This is a genomic window from Mycolicibacterium fluoranthenivorans (assembly GCF_011758805.1).
Taxonomy (GTDB): Bacteria; Actinomycetota; Actinomycetes; order Mycobacteriales; family Mycobacteriaceae; genus Mycobacterium; species Mycobacterium fluoranthenivorans.
In genome coordinates, this window is sequence record NZ_JAANOW010000001.1 from 1 (window position 1) to 17,536 (window position 17,536).

A 17,536-nucleotide genomic window follows, 5' to 3' on the forward strand; every position below is an offset into this window, starting at 1 on the left:
ACGGAACATCCAGGTACTCGACCGGCAGACCCGGCCGCGAGAAGGCACCAGCAGTCGCCGAGCCTCCGACAACGCCGACCAAACCGGGCAGTACCGCGGCAGCAGCTGCCGCGACCACCACTCGGCGCGTGGCGCCGCGAATCTTCCCAACGAAACTCATCACTGCTTACCTATCCATTCTGTCGTGTGCCGCACCCGGTCGGTGTGCGCCTGTCCGGGCCGCATTGCCCATGTAGTCAACCACAAGTCTGGGTGTCTCTCTCTTCCTCGAAAGTCCTGTCCGGTCGCCCCATCAGCCGTTCAGGGTCGCAATCAGATCGGGTTTGAGAGCCTGTAATTGGGCACCCCAGTAGGCCCACGAATGGTTCCCGGACGGCGGGAACTGGAAGGTCGCATTGCGACCGCCGGCAGCGGTGTAGCGGTCCTGGAACCGCTTGTTGCTGCCGATCGCCAGACCTTCCAGGCTGTCGGCGTTGAGCTTCTGGCCCGGGTCGGCGTTCTCGTCGAGCGGGGTCGACCCACCCGGGGCGCAGTAGATCCACAGCCGCGTGCCGTTGGCCACGAGCCTGCCGACCTGCTGGACCGGATCGTTGCGCTTCCACGCGGGATCCCAGGGCGGGCCCCACATGTTGTCGACGTTGTACCCACCGGCGTCGAGCATGGCGACCCGGATGGCCTGCTTCATGAACACCGTCGACGGGTTGAGGAACCCGGACAGCGAAGCGGCATAGCTGAACTGCTGCGGGTGGTAGGCGGCCAGGATCAGTGCGGCCCCGCCCGCCATCGACAGTCCGACGACGCCGTTGCGGGAGGTGGCGACCTGCTTGTTGGCTGCCAGGAACTGCGGCAGCTCCTGGGTCAGGAAGGTCTCCCACTTGTAGGTGTAGCCCTGGCTGTTGAAGGTCGACGGCGAGTACCAGTCGCTGTAGAAGCTGGACTGCCCGCCGACCGGCATCACGACCGAGACGCCGGAGCCGTAGAACCATTCGAACGCGGCGGTGTTGATATCCCAGCCGTTGTAGTCGTCCTGGGCGCGCAGGCCGTCGAGGAGATAGACGGCACGGCTGCCCGGGGCGCCCGTGCCCTGGAACTCGACTCGGATGTTCCGGTTCATCGCCGTGGAGAACACGTCCAGGTACTCGACCGGCAGACCCTCACGGGAGAACGCCTGGGCAGCGGGCAGGGGCAGCGCCAGCGCGGCGATCACAGTGACCACCATCACAGCAACCGCGCGCAGCGGTGCTGTGATAAGCCTCACACAAGTGGTCCTACGCATGCGTCGTTCATCCATTCCGCTTCACAGGCAATGCGATGCTTCGCATTTCAAGGTCGGGATCTCGGTGCGGGGGCGCCAGCACAGGCCGGATGCCACCACGCTTCGTCTATCGCCACAACATAGCCGGGGCGTTACGCGACCCGCAAAACCCTAGGGCCCCGCGGCAGGCATTCCGGTGTACGGCGGCGCCTTCGGCGGCGGCGTCGCCAGACCGCATCGGTACAGCTCATAGAGCGGAACACGGTCAATTCGATAGCTGCCGAACTGCAGCGCATGTGTGAGGTTGGACAAGAACAACCGCGGCGTCAGATTTCCGCGCACGGAGTTCAGGATCACGTGGGTCTCCGGACACGTCAGCGCCACCTCGGCCTGGGCGATCCAATCCTCGTCCAGGTAGGCCGGGATGTAGGGGCGCTCCTTGAGGAACGGGCCTTCCGCGACCGCCCAGTCCGGGAACAGGTTCTTGTCGTGGCCGATGCGCGCGTCCTCGAGGCGGGCGGTGTGCGCGGCCAAGGTGTTGACCAGGCCGATCTGGTCGATCACCCGGACATCGAGGCCGACGTTCATTCCCAGCATGCCCATATTGGTGAAAAAGACTGTGTGCGGGCCTGTTTCACCATTTCGGTACGGCTTGTCCGCCGGCGGCGGGATGGCGGGCACCACATCCCACCGGTCGTAGTCGCCGGACGGCAGCAACAGGGCGCCGTCGGGGGTGTTGTTGATGGCGGTCAGCACCGCGCGCATCCGTGGATAGTCCAGGTAGTCGGCCGCGGTCAGGGGGTGCGCGTGGCCGGTGGCCTGCGCATAGAACCGCCGCTCGTCGACGATGCCGGAGTAGGTGACCCTGGTGGCGTCTGCGCCCATCCCGGGCGAATTCGCCGCCCACAGTGACCATCCCGCAATCGACAGCCACAGCACGCTGGTCGCGCCGGCCAGCAGGTAGCCGGTCTGCCGGCTGACCCGGGCCTCATCGGGCACCCGGACCGGGATCACCGAGATCGGGGCGAGCACACAGAACAGTGCCGTCAGAAGCACCCGCCCGTGCATGAAATCGCCGCCCTGGCGTATCCAGTACACGGCCTGCAGCAGACCGCTCACCACGATGAACACGACCACCGCTGCCGGACTCTGGACGACGCGCGCCAGCCGGCCCGGTCCGGCGGCCGACGGCAGGGACTCGAACGGCTGGATCTTCCAGGGGTGCGACCTACCGCGCAGCAGCACCACGGCGAGCAGTACCGCCAGGACCAGGGGAACCCAGAGCAGGTAGGGACTGTTGAAATTGGCCAGATACTGAAAACCCTGCGCCCACTTCGAGCCCGTCGCGTCCTTGGCGATGGCGGTCTGCGGAACCGCAAGAGCGTAGTAGCCCATGCGAAAGATCTGATAGCCCACCGGAAGTGCGCCACCGGCCGCGACGATCAGAATCCTGCGCCGCCAGCCGCGTTCGGCCACCATCAACATCACCAGCGCGGCGCCGCCGAGCAGGGCGAGTTCCGGGCGCACCAGCACGGACAGCCCCGCGACGAAGGCGAGTGCGCCGAGGAACACCGCGCCTTGGCGCCGCGGCGCGGGCAGTCGCGCCGCCTGCGACCAGCACACCATCAACCACCACAGCAGGCCGATATAAGCCAACACCAGACCGTTTTCCAGGCCCGAGGTGGCGAAGTCACGGGCCGGCGGGATCGCGATGTAGATGAGCGCACCGGCCGGCAACAACACGGCGTGCCGGCCCACCAGTCCGGGTGCGTACAGCCGGCCGGTGCCCAGCATCAGCATCACCACCCCGGCGACCGAGAACACCAGGGCCAGCGTCAGTGCGACGTACTCCAGTCGCACCGGCCCACTGATCCAGCTGACGCCGTAGATCAGGTACGTCCACAGGGTGGAGGTGTTGGACTCCACCCGTTCCCCGGCATTGAAGACGGGCCCGTTGCCCGCCAAGAGGTTCCGCACGGTACGCAACACGATCAGGCCGTCGTCGGCGATCCAGCGTCGTTGCCACGCGCCCCAGCCGAAGAGCGCGGCGACCACCGCCACCGACAGCCACAGGCTGATCCGCACCGACGCGCTGTACCGGAAGGACGGCCAGCCCGACAGGCTGGTCGCGATGGCACGGCCGACGCGGTCAGCCGAAGTAGACAGCGGCACCGACTGTTCCGATCAACGCCAACGCGAGCAGTTGCAGCACGCGGTCGCCCAGCGCGATGTCCTCGGGTTCACCCGCGTCGCCGCCGTCGATGTCGACGGCGTAGCGCAGGATCGCGATGGTGAACGGGATGATCGACACGGCCCACCACGACGCCGAACCTCCATCGCGTTCGAAGGCGAACAGGCCGTAACACAACACCACGGCGGTCGCCGAGAGCGTCCAAACGAACCGCAGATACGAACTGGTATAGCTCTCCAGTGATTTCCGGATCTTGGCGCCGGTGCGTTCGGCAAGCTGAAGCTCTGCGTACCGCTTACCCGCGGCCATGAACAACGACCCGAAGGCGAACACCAGCAGGAACCACTGGGACAGTTGGATATTGGTGGCTGCGCCGCCCGCGATCGCTCGGATCAGATAGGCCGATGAGACGATGCAGATATCCAGTACCGCTTGATGTTTCAAGCCGAAGCAATACGCCAGCTGGATACCGATGTACACCGCGATGACAACCGCGAGATTGTGGCTGACCAGATAGGAGATCGTGAGGGCGGCCACGCCCAGCACGACGGCCAGGCCATAGGCCAACGGAACCGGCACCACTCCGGCCGCGATCGGGCGGAATCGTTTGGTCGGGTGTTGGCGGTCGGCCTCGATATCGCGGGCGTCATTGATCAGGTAGATGCAAGAGGCCGCCATCGAGAACACCACAAACGCCACCGCCACCCGGGCGGCCAAGAAGCGGTAGTCGTAGTGCACATCGGTGCCGAGCGCAGCCAGTGGCGCCACCAGCACGAGTACGTTCTTCACCCATTGCCGCGGACGGATCGCCTTGATCACCCCGGCGAAGAGGTTCTTCGGCGGGCCCAGGGTCGATGCCGGCGCTTCTTCACTCACTGCACGACTCCTTCGCCCCAGTTGTCTGAGATCGCCCCGACCGTCTTCGCGGTCACCGCACCGACCACCGCTCCGGTGAGAACGTCCGTCGGGTAGTGCACCCCGAGAACCAAGCGCGACAACGCCATCGGCGGGATCAGCAGCCAGGGCAGCCGCGAACCGGTCGCCCGGCCGATCAGGATGGCGGCCGCGGTGGTCGAGGTGGCATGCGCCGACGGGAAGCTCAGCCTGCTCGGCGTGGCGACGTTCACGGCGATCGCGGGGTGATGCGGACGTTCGCGCTTCACCACACGCTTGATCACCACTGCGGCCGCATGGGCGACGAAGGCGCCGACGCCGACGGTCAGCCAGGCCCGCCTGCGTTGCGGTTGCAGTACCGCACCCAGCGCGGCGACGCCCACCCAGCCCGCGCTGTGCTCACCGAAATGCGAGAGGGCGCGCGCGGTGCCGGGCACCCCCGGCCGCCCGGCCAGTGCGGCCTGGACCACCACCAGCGCGGTCTCCTCGCGCGTCAGATCGCCTGCCACATCAGGCCTTTTCCAAGGACGGAGCGGGATCCGGTGCGGAGTCCAGCAGCGCGCTCTCCCACCGCTGGGTGCTGGTCAGTTCCGGCAGCGCGGCGCGGTACACCTTGCGCATCCGGTTGAACTTGCGGGCCAGCAGCGCCTGGCGCTTCACCGACTCGCGCAGCAGCTCGAACATCTTCTCGCGGTCCCGCTGCCGGTACACCACACCGCGGCCGTCGGCGGTGGTGACCGTGACACCGTCGACATTGCACAGCGAGAACCAGCGGGCATCCTGGGTGGCGACGTTGACCTGCGGACGGACGTGATGCGCCGGGTCGTGCGCCTTGAGCTGGTGCACCACCCCGCGGGCCAGCCGCCACGAGATCGACAGCGGGCTGGTGGGGATCGCCACCTTCTTGCGCCACTTCTTGTCCGACGGGGTGGGCAGCGTGGTGGCACTGGGCAACACCACCGCATCCGGGAATTGGGTGCGCATCGCCCGCACGTCGGGCAGCGCGGACTCCAGGATGGAGAAGATGTGGTCGGGCCCGGCCAGGAAGTCGTCCATGGCCTTGTTCTGGATGGCTACGGTCGAATATTCAAGGCAGAGAAGGTGCTTGAATGTCGCCTTGAGATGGCTGGCGAGCAGGCCCTTGATATCGCCGTCCCAGTGCAGCGCCGCCACCACCAGCCGGTTGCGCAGGTGGAAGTAGGCCTGCCAGTCGATGGCGTCGTCCTTGTCGCTCCAGGCCATGTGCCAGATGGCCGCACCCGGCAGCGTGACGGTCGGGTAGCCGTGCTCACCGGCGCGCAGGCCGTAGTCGGCGTCGTCCCACTTGATGAACAGCGGCAGCGGCTGGCCGAGCTCCTCGGCCACCGACCGCGGGATCATGCACATCCACCAGCCGTTGTAGTCGACATCGATACGGCGGTGCAGCAGCCGGCTGCGGTACTGCTCTTCGTCGTTGAGCGGGTACTTGGCGAAGTTGTGGTCGTATTCGGTGTTGACCGCGCCGGTCCACATGAAATTCGCCGCGTCCACCATCTCGCCCATCACGTGCAGGTGCGAGGGCTCCTGCAAGTTGAGCATCTGCCCGCCGACCAGGGTGGGCACCTTGGCGAACCGGCTCAGCGCCAGCGCCCGCAGGATCGAGTCCGGTTCGATCCGGATGTCGTCGTCCATGAACAGGATCTGTTCGCAGTCGGTGTGGTGCAGCGCCTCGTACATCACCCGGCTGTAGCCACCGGACCCGCCCAGGTTGGGCTGGTTGAAGATCGAGAGCCGGTCCCCCAGCGGCGCAGCGGCCGCGGCGAATCCGGGATGGTCCACCGCCTTCTTGGTGCCCTGGTCGGTGACGATGACCGCGCTGATCACCTGATCCACCAACGGATCCGAGGTCAGCGCCGCCAAGGCGTTGACACAGTCCGACGGCCGGTTGAAGGTCGGGATCCCCAGGGCGATATCGGCTTTCCCGGGTGCCGGCAGCGGGGCGTACCAACCCGCACTGCGCACCGTCACCGCGGTGTCGGTGGTGATGTCGAACCAGATCCAGCCGCCGTCCTCGAACGGATCCAGTTCGATCTCGAATTCGGCCACCGCCGGGGTCAGACCACCACTGTCGGATATCTCCGTGCCGCCCACCGTGATTCGCGCACCGGTCGCCTTGGACCGGTACAGGTCGACGCGAGCGCTGCCGGTGATCTCGACCCGCAGCACCACCGACTCCAGCCTCGACCAGCGCCGCCAGTAGCTGGCCGGGAAGGCGTTGAAGTAGGTGGCGAACGACACCTCCGATTCGGCGCCGATCTCCAGCGTGGTGCGGGTCGGGGCGTGTGCCCGGCGCGCGTTGGTGGTCGACTCCTCGATGTAGAGCTTGCGCACATCGAGAGGTTCACCGGGCCGCGGCAGGATCACCCGCGAGAGCAGGCTGACCGCCCGCGACTCGGCGCCGTCGAGTGCACCGGAGGGGATGTCGCTCATGCTGTACTGCTTTCGTCTGAGGCCGGCAGCGGCGCGCCGTCGCGCAGGTGCGGAGCCAGGGTGTTGTCGTACATGTTCAGCGCACTGGCGATGGCCATGTGCATGTCGAGGTACTGATAGGTACCCAGGCGACCACCGAAGAGCACCGCGGCGTTCGCGGTTTCGGCCCGGGCCCGGTCGCGATAGCCGGCCAACAACGTCCGGTCGGCTTCGGTGTTGATCGGGTAGTACGGTTCGTCGTCGTTCTCGGCGAAGCGGGAGTACTCCCGCATGACGACCGTCTTGTCGGTCGGGTAGTCGCGCTCGGGATGGAAGTGCCGGAACTCATGGATGCGGGTGAACGGCACGTCGAGGTCGTTGTAGTTCATGACGGGCGTGCCCTGGAAATCTCCGGTCGGCAGCACCTCGGTCTCGAAATCGAGCGTGCGCCAGCCGAGCCGGCCGTCGGCATAGTCGAAGTAGCGGTCCAGGGGGCCGGTGTACACCACCGGCGCCTGCGGGGACGCGGCCCGGAGTTCTTCACGGACGTCGAACCAGTCGGTGTCCAGCCGCACCTCGATCCGGTCGTCGGCGGCCATGTTCTTCAGCCAGGCCGTGTAACCGTCGGCGGGCAGGCCCTCGTAGGTGTCGTTGAAGTAGCGGTTGTCGAAGGTGTAGCGCATGGGCAACCGGTTGATCACCGCGGCGGGCAGCTCGGCGGGATCGGTCTGCCACTGCTTGGCGGTATAGCCCTTGACGAATGCCTCGTAGAGCGGTCGGCCGATCAACGAGATCGCCTTCTCTTCGAGGTTCTGCGCGTCCTCGGTCTTGATCTCGGCGGCCTGCTCGGCGATCAGGGCGCGGGCCTCGTCCGGGGAGAAGTACCGGCCGAAGAACTGCGACACCAGCCCCAGCCCCAACGGGAACTGGTAGGCCTGGCCCTTGTGCAGCGCGAACACGCGATGCTGGTAACCCGTGAATTCGGTGAACTGTCGTACGTAGTCCCACACCCTCTTGTTGCTGGTGTGGAAGAGGTGGGCACCGTACTTGTGGATCTCGATACCGGTCTCCGGTTCGGGCTCCGAGTACGCGTTGCCGCCGAGATGGGACCGTCGTTCGACCACCAGGACCCGTTTGTCCAGTTGTGTCGCGGCGCGTTCGGCGATGGTGAGGCCGAAGAAGCCCGAACCCACAACGAGGAGGTCGTAACGACCGGTGGAAGGGCGTGCATCGACCCGGGCAGATTGATCGGTCATCGGCAGCAAGGGTATCCGACCGGCCCTCGGCCGCCCGAAACGTGTGACGGCGCGGGGCCCGGGGAGGCCCTGTGGGGCGGTCCCACCCACATTCGCGGCAGGTCGCAATTCGCTCACAATTCAATATCGTCACTCTAGACGCAGTAGTCACACCAGTACCATCGATCACGTTGGAAGACGACGTTTTCGGAGCTGATGGCAAGGCACAGGACCTTCAGAAAGTGAACGTCGCCGACGCTGCACCGAACACACACCGCTCACACGTAGTCCATGTATTGAGGAGACTTCCGTGCCGAACCGACGTCGACGCAAGCTCTCGACAGCCATGAGCGCAGTCGCCGCCCTGGCCGTCGCAAGTCCAGTTGCCATAGCTGCACTCTCAGAACTACCCGCCAAGAACGACCAGCCCCAGCATCGGCAGTTCGTGCAGGCCGCCCTGGTCACCGACCTCCCGGGCGAGCTGATGTCAGCCCTGTCCCAGGGCCTGTCGCAGTTCGGGATCAACCTGCCGCCGATGCCGACGGGCATGCTGACCGGCTCGCCGGCAGCGAGCCCGACGCTGACCTCGCCCGGCCTCGGCGCCACCGGCCTGACCTCCCCGTTGTCACCCGGGCTTGGCACCGCCGGCCTGAGCACCCCCGGTCTCACGTCACCCGCGGGAGCCACCGGCCTGGGTGTGCCCGCGGCAGGGTCGACCTCACCGCTGGCTCCCGGGCTCAGCGTGCCGCCGATCAACGCGACCACCCCGTCGCTGAGCCCCACCTCGCTCACCGATCCGCTCAACACGAACCCGGCCCTGACCGGCGCGACCCCGGGCCTCACGTCGCCGAGCCTGGCCAGCCCCGCGGGTCTCGGCACCACCGGCCTGGGCACCACCGGGCTCGGAACCACCGGGCTGGGCACCACCGGCCTCGGGGTTCCGGGTGAGGTGCCGATCTCGGCGCCGATCGGATTGGACCCGGCGGCGGGCACCTACCCGATCCTGGGCGGCGATCCGGGCCTCGGCCTCGGCGCCCCGGCCGCAACCAGCGGAAGCGGCGGGCTGATCGGCGACCTCAGCAGCGCGGCGAATCAGCTCGGCGCCGGCCAGGCCATCGACCTGCTCAAGGGCATGGTGATGCCGGCCATCCAGTCGGCCATCAAGCAGGCGGCCCCGGCCGCCGCGGCAGCCGCTCCCGCCGCAGCTGCAGCCCCGGCCCTGACCGCGGCTCCGGCAGCCATTGCCCAGGTCGCCGGCGCCTGACCCGTACAAGCCTGTCACCGAACGGCACCGCAGAAGCCTTCCCGGCTCTGCGGTGCCGTTGTGTGGTGAGCGGAATTCGTATCGTGTCGAAACTCTGGTAACACTGGACTCATACGTAACATTCGGAACGTGTCGCGTCGTCGTCCTGCACCTTCGCTGCTGTTATCGGCAGTCGTGGGCACGGTGGTCATCCTGCCGTGGGCGGTCAACGGCGTCCCCGAGAATCCGGGTCCACCCCCCGTCGTCATCAGCCAGCAGCCACTGGGCGGGCTGGGCAATGGCGACCCGGCCGGTGAGACCATCCGGGAGGTACACCAGGACACCCCGTTCTCCATGGTCGCCATCACCGCCGACGACCTGGACGACACCACCGCGCGCGTGCGGGCCAGACAACCGGACGGCTCTTGGGGTCCCTGGTACGACGCCGAGGCCCTGGACGGCGTCGGGCCGCAGGACAAGACGACCCACGGCACCGAGCCGGTGTTCGTCGGCCGCACCACCACCGTGCAGATCGCGGTGCGCCGGCAGCCGGCCGCCCCGCCCGCCACTCACGCCGGCCTCGGCTACATCCCGGTCAATATCGAGAAACCGCTGCCCCAGAACGTCAACGCGGTCCTGATCAGCCCGCCCAAGGCGCCCATCGACGTGCAGTTCAACCCGCCGGCCGCGGCCGCGACCATCCCCGGCCAGCCGCCGAACATCATCAGCCGCGCGCAGTGGGGTGCCGACGAATCGATGAAGTGCGGCGCCCCCATCTACGACCAGGGCGTGCGCGCCGGCGTCGTGCATCACACCGCCGGCAGCAACGACTATCTGCCCGAGGATTCCGCGGCCATCGTCCGGTCCATCTACGAGTACCACGCCCGCACGCTGGGCTGGTGCGATATCGCCTACAACGCGTTGGTCGACAAGTACGGGCAGGTGTTCGAGGGCCGCGCAGGCGGAATGGACCGGCCCGTCCAGGGCGCACACACCGGCGGCTTCAACACCGACACCTGGGGGGTGGCGATGCTCGGCGACTTCGACGTCGTCCCGCCCACCCCGATTCAGTTGCGGACCGTGGGCCGCCTGCTGGGCTGGCGGCTCGGGCTCGATCACGTCGACCCGCTCGGCACCGTGACGTTGACCTCGGCCGGCGGCGACTTCACCAAGTTCGCGGCGGGCGCCGTGGAGAACCTGCCCACGATCTTCACGCATCGCGATGTCGGTAACACCGACTGCCCGGGTAACGCCGCGTACGCCCTGATGCCCGTGCTGCGCGATATCGCCGCGCGGTTCAACCGGCCCGCCGGACCCGCCGACCTGATCGACACCCTGCGCGGCGGGGCGATCTTCGCCAAATGGCAGGCGATGGGCGCGGACAAGGGGCCGCTCGGCATGCCCACCTCACCGGAAGCCGCCGGCAACGGTGACGCCCGCTATGTGACCTTCGACCGGGGAGCCATGTACTGGTCACCGGTCAGCGGCGCCCAGCCGGTGACCGGGGCCATCTACGACGCCTGGGGCGCACTGGGTTTCGAGCGCGGCGCGCTCGGACTGCCCACCAGCGGGGAGATCAACGAACCACAGTGGATCGTGCAGAACTTCCAGCACGGGACGTTGAACTTCGACCGTGAGACCGGTGCCGTCACCCGGGTCACCGACGGCGTTCCGCTGAAGCTGCCCACACCGAACCACTCACCGATTCAGATGGAGCGGTTCACTCCGATCGACCCGCGCTGACGCTCGCTCGCCCCGGCCAGATTTCCCGTCGCTTCGCTCGCCCCGGCTACATTTCCCGTCGCTTCGCTCGCCCCGGCTACATCCACCAGCGTTCGAGCACCCGCGCCACCCCGTCATCGGCATTCGTGGTGGTGACCTCGTTGGCGGCGGCCAGCGCATCCGGATGCGCGTTGCCCATGGCCACACCGAGCCCCGCCCAGCGCAGCATCGGCACATCGTTGGGCATATCGCCGAAGGTCACCGCGTCCTCGGCGGCGATCCCCAGGGGCCGGGCCACCTCTTCGATACCCGAGGCCTTGCTGATGCCTATCGGCATCACCTCGATCAGGCCGTTGTTGGTGGAGTAGGTCAGATCGCCCTCGATCCCGATGTGCGGGGCCAGCGCCGCGGCCATATCCGCACTGCGCGCCCCGGCCTTGCGAATCAGCAGCTTCACCGCGGGTGCGCTGAGCAGGTCCTCGAGGGACACCTCCGTGTTGTCCGGATTCAGCCACGCATGCTCGTATCCGGGGGAGCTGACGAACTGCGGGGTCGCCGCGTCATGCGCGCTGCGCCCCACCCGCTCCACGGCCAGCCCGGCACCCGGAATGACCCGGGTGGCGATATCGGCCAGTGTCGTGAGCAGTTCCGCGGACAGGGTGCGCGCCGACACGATCCGGTCGGTGGCGGAGTCGTAGATCACCGCACCGTTGGCGCAGACGGCCATCGGCGCGAAGCCCAGTTCCTCCACGACCGGGGGCACCCACCGCGGTGGACGGCCGGTGGCCAGCACGAAATGGGTTCCGGCGTCGACCGCGGCGCGTACCGCGGCCCGCGTCCGGGCGGTGACGTGTTCGTCTCCGTCGAGCAGCGTGCCGTCGACATCCGTGGCGATCAGGGTAGGCAGCATTCAGTGGTTCCCCAGCTGTTTACGGCCGCGCTCGGCGAGCTCGGCCTCGTCGAGGCGCTTGGCCTCCTCAGGTGTCGGCGCCCCGCCGCCGAGGCGACGGGGCACCCAGTATGCCCCGGCGGGCTGCGGATAGGCGTCCTGCACCTTGTAGAGCAGTGCTCCCATCGCCTGGCGCAGCTCGGCCATCAGCCGGTCCACGCCACCCTCGGCGGGCAGCGCCGGGCCGAGCGCCACCGTCACCGGGATCTTGTTGCGACCCAATGCCTTCGGATGATCCTTCGTCCACATCCGATGCACGCCCCACACGACCAGCGGGACGATCGGCACCTGGGCATCGAGGGCCATCCGCGCCGCCCCGGTCTTGAAGTCCTTCAGCTCGAAGCTACGGCTGATGGTGGCCTCGGGATACACCCCGACGAGCTCACCGGCGCGCAGCCGCGCGACGGCCACCGGGTAAGCCTCACCGCCGGCACTGCGGTCCACCGGGATGGTGCCCGCGTGCTTGATCAGGAAGTTGACGCCCCGCACGTTCTGCATCTCGGCCTTGATCATGAACCGCATCCGCCGCCTGCGGGCCGTCGCGGCCAGGGCTGCCGGCAGGAAATCGACATAGCTGGTGTGGTTGATCGCGACGACCGCGCCACCCGTGCCGGGAAGGTGCTCAAGCCCCTGGAAGTCCAGCCGGGTCCCGGTGACGCGCATCGCCGTCTTCCCGGCGATTTCGAGGGAACGAAAGACCGGCTCCATAGGCGCTACTCCGGCGCCTCGCCGGCGCGCTGGGCCCGTCGGGCCGCCTTCTCCGCTGCCTCTTCGGCATCCATCCGGTTGGCCTCGGCCAGCGTCGGCGCGCCGCCACCGAGACGGTGCGGCACCCAGAACTCTCCGGCCGGATGCTCTCCGTAGGAGTCCTGCACCCGCTCCAGCAGATGCTGCATCCGGGAGTGCAGCAGAGCGGTCAGCTCGGCGGCCGGCAATGTCGGGTAGATGGGTTCACCGACAGCCACGGTGATGGGCACCTTGGGCCGCCACATCTTCTTCGGGTGCCCCTTGGTCCAGATGCGCTGAGCACCCCAGACGATATGCGGGATGATCGGCACGTCCGCCGCGATGGCCATCCGGGCGGCGCCCGACTTGAAGTCCTTGATCTCGAAACTGCGGCTGATGGTGGCCTCGGGATACACCCCGACCAGTTCGCCGGCCTTGAGGGCCTGGCAGGCGGCGGTGAACGAGTCGGCACCGCTGTCCCGGTCCACCTCGATATGGCGCAGGCTGCGCATGATCGGGCCGCTGACCTTGGAGTCGAAGACTTCCTTCTTGGCCATGAACCGGACCTTGCGGCCGCGGTGCTGCAGGTAGGCGGGCAACCCGGCGAAGGTGAAATCGAAATAGCTGGTGTGGTTGATCGCGATGACCGCGCCGCCGGTCACCGGGAGGTGTTCGACCCCGGTCACGGTGAACTTCAGGCCCTGCAACCGCCAGATGAGGCGGGCGGCTTGGATGACAGTTCCGTATACCGGCTCCACACTGGACAGCCTAGTGCCGGTCGCCACCGGCGTTCATGCGCCGTGGTCTCTGGCGCGCGGGCCGCGCTGCGCCGGTTACCCTGATATGGCACGACGGCAACCATGCGAAAGGGTATTTGTGCAGGTCACAAACGTGGGGCACGCGGGCTTCCGGCTTGACACGGCAGCAGGCAGCATCTTGTGCGACCCCTGGGTCAATCCGGCGTACTTCGCCTCCTGGTTCCCGTTCCCCGACAACAGCGCCCTGGACTGGGACGCGCTCGGGGACTGCGACTACCTCTACGTCAGCCACCTGCACAAAGACCATTTCGACCCGGTCAACCTGCGCGACCACGTCAACAAGGACGCGGTGGTGCTGTTGCCCGACTTCCCGGTGCCGGATCTGCGCCGCGAACTGGAGGCCCTCGGTTTCCACACCTTCGTCGAGACCACCGATTCGGTGAAGCACACCGTGACCGGCCCCAAGGGTGACCTGGACGTGATGATCATCGCGCTGCGGGCCCCCGCCGACGGCCCGATCGGGGACTCGGGCCTGGTGGTGTCGGACGGCGTCACGACGGTTTTCAACATGAACGACGCCCGGCCGGTGGAGTTGGACGTCCTGGCCCAGTTCGGTCATATCGACGTGCACATGCTGCAGTACTCCGGCGCCATCTGGTACCCGATGGTCTACGACATGCCGGCCCGGGCCAAGGAGGCGTTCGGCATCCAGAAGCGGCAGCGCCAGATGGACCGTTGCCGCCAGTACATCGCCCAGGTCGGGGCGACCTGGGTGGTGCCCTCGGCAGGGCCACCCTGTTTCCTGGATCCGGAATTGCGGGATCTCAACGACGATCACGGCGACCCGGCCAACATCTTCCCGGATCAGATCGTGTTCCTGGACCAGATGCGCAGCCACGGACACGACGGCGGACTGCTGATGATCCCCGGTTCCGTAGCGGATTTCACCGGCTCCCAACTGGATTCGCTGACGCATCCGGTGGACGATCCGGAGAGCATCTTCACCACCGGTAAGGCCGCCTATATCGAGGACTACGCGCAACGGATGGCGCCCGTGCTGGCCGCCGAGAAGGCGGGGTGGGCACCGGCCGAGGGCGAGTCGCTGCTGGAGCCGCTGCGTGCGCTGTTCGAACCGATCATGATCCAGTCCGATCAGATCTGCGACGGTATCGGATACCCCGTCGAACTGCGCCTGGGGCCGGAGACCATCGTTCTCGACTTCCCCAAACGCGCTGTGCGCGAGCCTGTTCCGGACGAGAAGTTCCGCTACGGTTTCGAGATACCGGCCCAGTTGGTGCGTACCGTGGTCCGCGATCACGAACCCGACTGGGTGAACACCATCTTCCTGTCCACCCGGTTCAAAGCCTGGCGGGTCGGCGGATACAACGAGTACCTCTACACGTTCTTCAAGTGCCTCACCGATGAGCGGATCGCCTATGCAGACGGCTGGTTCGCCGAAGCCCACGACGACAGCGCCTCGACCACGCTGGACGGCTGGGAGATCCAGCGCCGGTGTCCGCACCTCAAGGCCGACCTGTCGAAATTCGGCGTGGTGGAAGGCTCCACGCTGACCTGCAACCTGCACGGCTGGCAGTGGAACCTGGAGAACGGCCGCTGCCTGACGGCCAAGGGCCACCAGCTCAGGAGTGCGAGACGGTCATGACGACGGCGGTGTCGTATGACGACGGGCTGATCCAGCTGGATCGCCAGGCTCTGACGCTGCGCCGCTATCACTTCCCGTCGGGTACATCGAAGATCATTCCGCTGCAGTCGATCCGGGGTTACAAAGCCGAGACCATGGGGCTGGCGTTCGACCGGTTCCGAATCTGGGGGCCGTCGGACGACCCGCGCCGCTGGCTCCCCCTGGACGTGTGGCGGCCCATCAAGTCCACCCTGGTGGTGCTCGACGTGCCCGGCACCCGGCCGAGCCCCGCGTTCACGCCGTTGCGGGCCAAGGAGTTCCTGGCGGTGCTGGACGAACTGCTCGGCCGCGACTAGCTGCTGCCCGAAACCTTTTGCCGCAGTTCGGAGAACTCATCCGAAGTGGTGTCATACACCCGGACCACCGCCTCGTCGCCGGGCTTGAGGAAGGTCGACTCACCCAGCGCGGTGTAGCGCGTCGCACCGATCCCGATGAGCACCCGGTCGGGGTGACCCGACGCGACCATCAGGGCGCCGACGTCCTCCAGTGGGGTGTCCGGCGAACCCTTCTGGTTGGCCAGCCGTTCGGTGATCCAGTCCAGCAGCACTTCGCCGTAGTAGGAATAGCCCAGCAGCGGGCTGTCCACCCCGTACTCATGTTCTTGTCCGTCGGCGGTATTGAGGTAGCACACCAACCGCAACGTCGCGGTCGGGCCGTCCGGGGTGAGGTCGCTGATATCGAAGAACTCGCGCGCCACGCCTTTGGACGCCGGGCCCCAGTTCTTCTTGTGGCTGATCTTCGGCGCGTTGGGCCGCCGGATCGAGCAGTCGTTGAACGCGCCGAGCGCGAACGGCACGAGCGAGGTGACGGTGTCACCCTGCCAGCGCACCTCACACGCCAGTCCGACCTCGGGTTCGATCTGGAGGTTCAGCGGGGTCTCACTGGCCGGCAACACGATCGTGTCGTGCGACAGCGGGAACTCGCCCAGGAAGCCGTCGTATCCCGGTGCGTACCAGGGAAAGATGCCCTTGGGGGCTGGGCCCTCGGACTTGACGTTGACGAAATCCGCTGCCTCCCCGGCTTGTTCGAGGTGTCCGGCGAAATTGCCCGCCACTCCGAAGCCGAACCAGTTCCGCAGCTCCGCGTCGTCGAGTTCGATCATGGTGTCAGGACCTCCGTACCGAGATAGGGCACCAGCGCGGCGGGCACCCGCACACTGCCGTCGGGCTGCTGATGGTTCTCCAGGATGGCGACCAGCCAGCGGGTGGTCGCCAGGGTGCCGTTGAGTGTCGCGGCGATCTGCGGCTTGCCGTCGTCGTCGCGGTAGCGGGTGGACAACCGGCGGGCCTGGAACGTCGAGCAGTTCGAGGTGGAGGTGAGTTCGCGGTAGGTCCCCTGAGTGGGCACCCAGGCCTCGCAGTCGTACTTGCGCGCAGCCGATGAGCCGAGATCGCCTGCGGCGACGTCGATCACACGGTAGGGCACCTCGATGGCGGCCAGCATCTCGCGCTGCCAGCCCAGCAGCCGCTGGTGTTCGGCCTCGGCGTCCTGCGGCTTGCAGTAGACGAATGCCTCGACCTTGTCGAACTGGTGCACGCGGATGATGCCCCGGGTGTCCTTGCCGTAACTCCCCGCCTCGCGGCGGAAGCACGACGACCACCCGGCATAACGCTTCGGGCCGTCGGACAGGTCCAGGATCTCGTCGGCGTGATAGCCCGCCAGCGGCACCTCGGAGGTGCCCACCAGGTACAGGTCGTCTTCCTCGAGCCGGTAGATCTCGTCGGCATGGGAACCGAGGAATCCGGTGCCTGCCATCACCTCCGGACGCACCAGCACCGGCGGGATCATCAGGGTGAAACCGTTGGCGGTCGCCAGCTTGACGGCGAGCTGCAGCAGGCCGAGCTGCAGCAGTGCACCCTGACCGGTCAGGAAGTAGAAGCGCGATCCCGACACCTTGGCGCCGCGCTCCATGTCGATCAGACCCAGCGCCTCACCGAGTTCCAGATGATCCTTGGGATCCGACAGGGAACCCGGCTCACCCACCACGTCCAGCACGACGAAATTGTCCTCACCGCCGGCGGGCACGCCGTCGACGATGACGTTGGCGACGGCCAGATGGGCGGCGGTGAAGACGGCCTCGGCGTCGGCCTGGGCGGCTTCGGCGGACTTGACGGCCTCGGCGAGTTCCTTCGCCCGCGCCAGCAGAGCGGGGCGTTCCTCCGGGGAGGCCTGGCCCACCGACTTGCTCGCCGCCTTCTGTTCGGCGCGCAGGTTGTCCGCGGCAGAGATGGCGGAACGGCGGGCGGTATCCGCTTCCAGCAGGGCGTCCACCAGGCCCGGATCCTCGCCACGGGCTCGTTGTGACGCGCGTACCCGGTCGGGTTCGTCACGCAGCAGCTTGAGGTCGATCACGGCAGCAACCCTACTGTGCCGCACGGCGCCGGCCGGGGCAGCATGCCACAACCACATAACT

General features: G+C 67.3%; 15 protein-coding genes and 1 pseudogene. 4 read left to right on the top strand and 12 right to left on the bottom strand.

Translation table 11 applies throughout. The annotated features are described in order from the left end of the window. From FHU31_RS31330 to glf, 7 genes and pseudogenes are all read right to left on the bottom strand, one after another. Nucleotides 1–160 (bottom strand): annotated as a pseudogene (locus tag FHU31_RS31330) (diacylglycerol acyltransferase/mycolyltransferase Ag85A); the annotation flags it as partial. A 132-nt stretch (nt 161–292) separates the two neighbouring features. Continuing rightward, on the bottom strand, nt 293–1,276 hold the full coding sequence (locus FHU31_RS00010; RefSeq protein WP_167154316.1) for an esterase family protein: 984 nt from the start codon (nt 1,274–1,276) through the stop codon (nt 293–295). 150 nt (nt 1,277–1,426) lie between these two features. Continuing rightward, a complete protein-coding gene (gene aftB, locus FHU31_RS00015; protein ID WP_409371192.1) occupies nt 1,427–3,427 on the bottom strand; it encodes a terminal beta-(1->2)-arabinofuranosyltransferase in 2,001 nt (666 codons plus the stop codon). After that, nucleotides 3,405–4,322, bottom strand: a complete 918-nt coding sequence (locus tag FHU31_RS00020) for a decaprenyl-phosphate phosphoribosyltransferase (protein ID WP_167154318.1) — start codon at nt 4,320–4,322, stop codon at nt 3,405–3,407. The genes aftB and FHU31_RS00020 overlap by 23 nt, the downstream gene beginning before the upstream one ends. Continuing rightward, on the bottom strand, nt 4,319–4,849 hold the full coding sequence (locus FHU31_RS00025) for a phosphatase PAP2 family protein (RefSeq protein WP_167154321.1): 531 nt from the start codon (nt 4,847–4,849) through the stop codon (nt 4,319–4,321). The genes FHU31_RS00020 and FHU31_RS00025 overlap by 4 nt, the downstream gene beginning before the upstream one ends. Nucleotide 4,850: 1 nt before the next feature. Next, on the bottom strand, nt 4,851–6,809 hold the full coding sequence (locus tag FHU31_RS00030) for a glycosyltransferase (protein WP_167154325.1): 1,959 nt from the start codon (nt 6,807–6,809) through the stop codon (nt 4,851–4,853). Further along, a complete protein-coding gene (gene glf / locus FHU31_RS00035) occupies nt 6,806–8,044 on the bottom strand; it encodes a UDP-galactopyranose mutase (RefSeq protein WP_167154328.1) in 1,239 nt (412 codons plus the stop codon). The genes FHU31_RS00030 and glf overlap by 4 nt, the downstream gene beginning before the upstream one ends. A 289-nt stretch (nt 8,045–8,333) precedes the next feature. On the opposite strand from glf, the gene FHU31_RS00040 reads away from it, so the two are divergent. Next, the gene (locus tag FHU31_RS00040; RefSeq protein ID WP_167154331.1) at nt 8,334–9,287 is read left to right on the top strand and encodes a hypothetical protein; all 954 of its coding nucleotides are present in this window, start codon (nt 8,334–8,336) and stop codon (nt 9,285–9,287) included. Nucleotides 9,288–9,416: 129 nt separating this feature from the next. Beyond that, nucleotides 9,417–11,009 (top strand): N-acetylmuramoyl-L-alanine amidase, encoded by a 1,593-nt coding sequence (locus tag FHU31_RS00045; protein ID WP_167154334.1) that lies wholly within the window; start codon nt 9,417–9,419, stop codon nt 11,007–11,009. A gap of 76 nt (nt 11,010–11,085) precedes the next feature. On the opposite strand, the gene FHU31_RS00050 is transcribed toward FHU31_RS00045, so the two are convergent. Genes FHU31_RS00050 through FHU31_RS00060 form a run of 3 tightly spaced genes read right to left on the bottom strand, consistent with a single transcriptional unit; the run spans nt 11,086 to nt 13,421 of the window. Next, a complete protein-coding gene (locus FHU31_RS00050; protein ID WP_167154337.1) occupies nt 11,086–11,898 on the bottom strand; it encodes an HAD family hydrolase in 813 nt (270 codons plus the stop codon). Then, the gene (locus FHU31_RS00055) at nt 11,899–12,645 is read right to left on the bottom strand and encodes a lysophospholipid acyltransferase family protein (protein WP_167154340.1); all 747 of its coding nucleotides are present in this window, start codon (nt 12,643–12,645) and stop codon (nt 11,899–11,901) included. It abuts the gene before it with no gap. Between the two features lie 5 nt (nt 12,646–12,650). Beyond that, nucleotides 12,651–13,421: a lysophospholipid acyltransferase family protein gene (locus FHU31_RS00060; RefSeq protein ID WP_090361967.1), complete on the bottom strand. Its 771-nt coding sequence runs from the start codon at nt 13,419–13,421 to the stop codon at nt 12,651–12,653. 118 nt (nt 13,422–13,539) lie between these two features. On the opposite strand from FHU31_RS00060, the gene FHU31_RS00065 reads away from it, so the two are divergent. Continuing rightward, on the top strand, nt 13,540–15,084 hold the full coding sequence (locus FHU31_RS00065; protein WP_167154343.1) for an MBL fold metallo-hydrolase: 1,545 nt from the start codon (nt 13,540–13,542) through the stop codon (nt 15,082–15,084). Beyond that, nucleotides 15,081–15,419 carry a hypothetical protein gene (locus tag FHU31_RS00070; RefSeq protein ID WP_167154347.1) on the top strand — a complete coding sequence of 113 codons (339 nt, stop codon included), beginning with the start codon at nt 15,081–15,083 and terminating at the stop codon, nt 15,417–15,419. Before FHU31_RS00065 ends, FHU31_RS00070 begins: the two co-directional genes overlap by 4 nt. Here FHU31_RS00070 and FHU31_RS00075 read toward each other — a convergent pair. Together FHU31_RS00075 and serS are read right to left on the bottom strand one after the other, a co-directional pair. Beyond that, nucleotides 15,416–16,225, bottom strand: a complete 810-nt coding sequence (locus FHU31_RS00075) for a DUF5718 family protein (protein ID WP_167154350.1) — start codon at nt 16,223–16,225, stop codon at nt 15,416–15,418. The two genes, FHU31_RS00070 and FHU31_RS00075, sit on opposite strands and share 4 nt — an antisense overlap. Beyond that, a complete protein-coding gene (gene serS / locus FHU31_RS00080; RefSeq protein ID WP_167154353.1) occupies nt 16,222–17,475 on the bottom strand; it encodes a serine--tRNA ligase in 1,254 nt (417 codons plus the stop codon). Before serS ends, FHU31_RS00075 begins: the two co-directional genes overlap by 4 nt. Nucleotides 17,476–17,536: the final 61 nt, after the last annotated feature.

What these genes read in the sequence shown, in the direction of transcription:
- FHU31_RS00010 (WP_167154316.1), bottom strand. Translation starts at nt 1,276, where the DNA reads ATGCGTAGGACCACTTGTGTGAGGCTTATCACAGCACCGCTGCGCGCG.
- FHU31_RS00030 (WP_167154325.1), bottom strand. Translation starts at nt 6,809, where the DNA reads ATGAGCGACATCCCCTCCGGTGCACTCGACGGCGCCGAGTCGCGGGCG.
- glf (WP_167154328.1), bottom strand. Translation starts at nt 8,044, where the DNA reads ATGACCGATCAATCTGCCCGGGTCGATGCACGCCCTTCCACCGGTCGT.
- FHU31_RS00050 (WP_167154337.1), bottom strand. Translation starts at nt 11,898, where the DNA reads ATGCTGCCTACCCTGATCGCCACGGATGTCGACGGCACGCTGCTCGAC.
- FHU31_RS00055 (WP_167154340.1), bottom strand. Translation starts at nt 12,645, where the DNA reads ATGGAGCCGGTCTTTCGTTCCCTCGAAATCGCCGGGAAGACGGCGATG.
- FHU31_RS00070 (WP_167154347.1), top strand. Translation starts at nt 15,081, where the DNA reads ATGACGACGGCGGTGTCGTATGACGACGGGCTGATCCAGCTGGATCGC.
- FHU31_RS00075 (WP_167154350.1), bottom strand. Translation starts at nt 16,225, where the DNA reads ATGATCGAACTCGACGACGCGGAGCTGCGGAACTGGTTCGGCTTCGGA.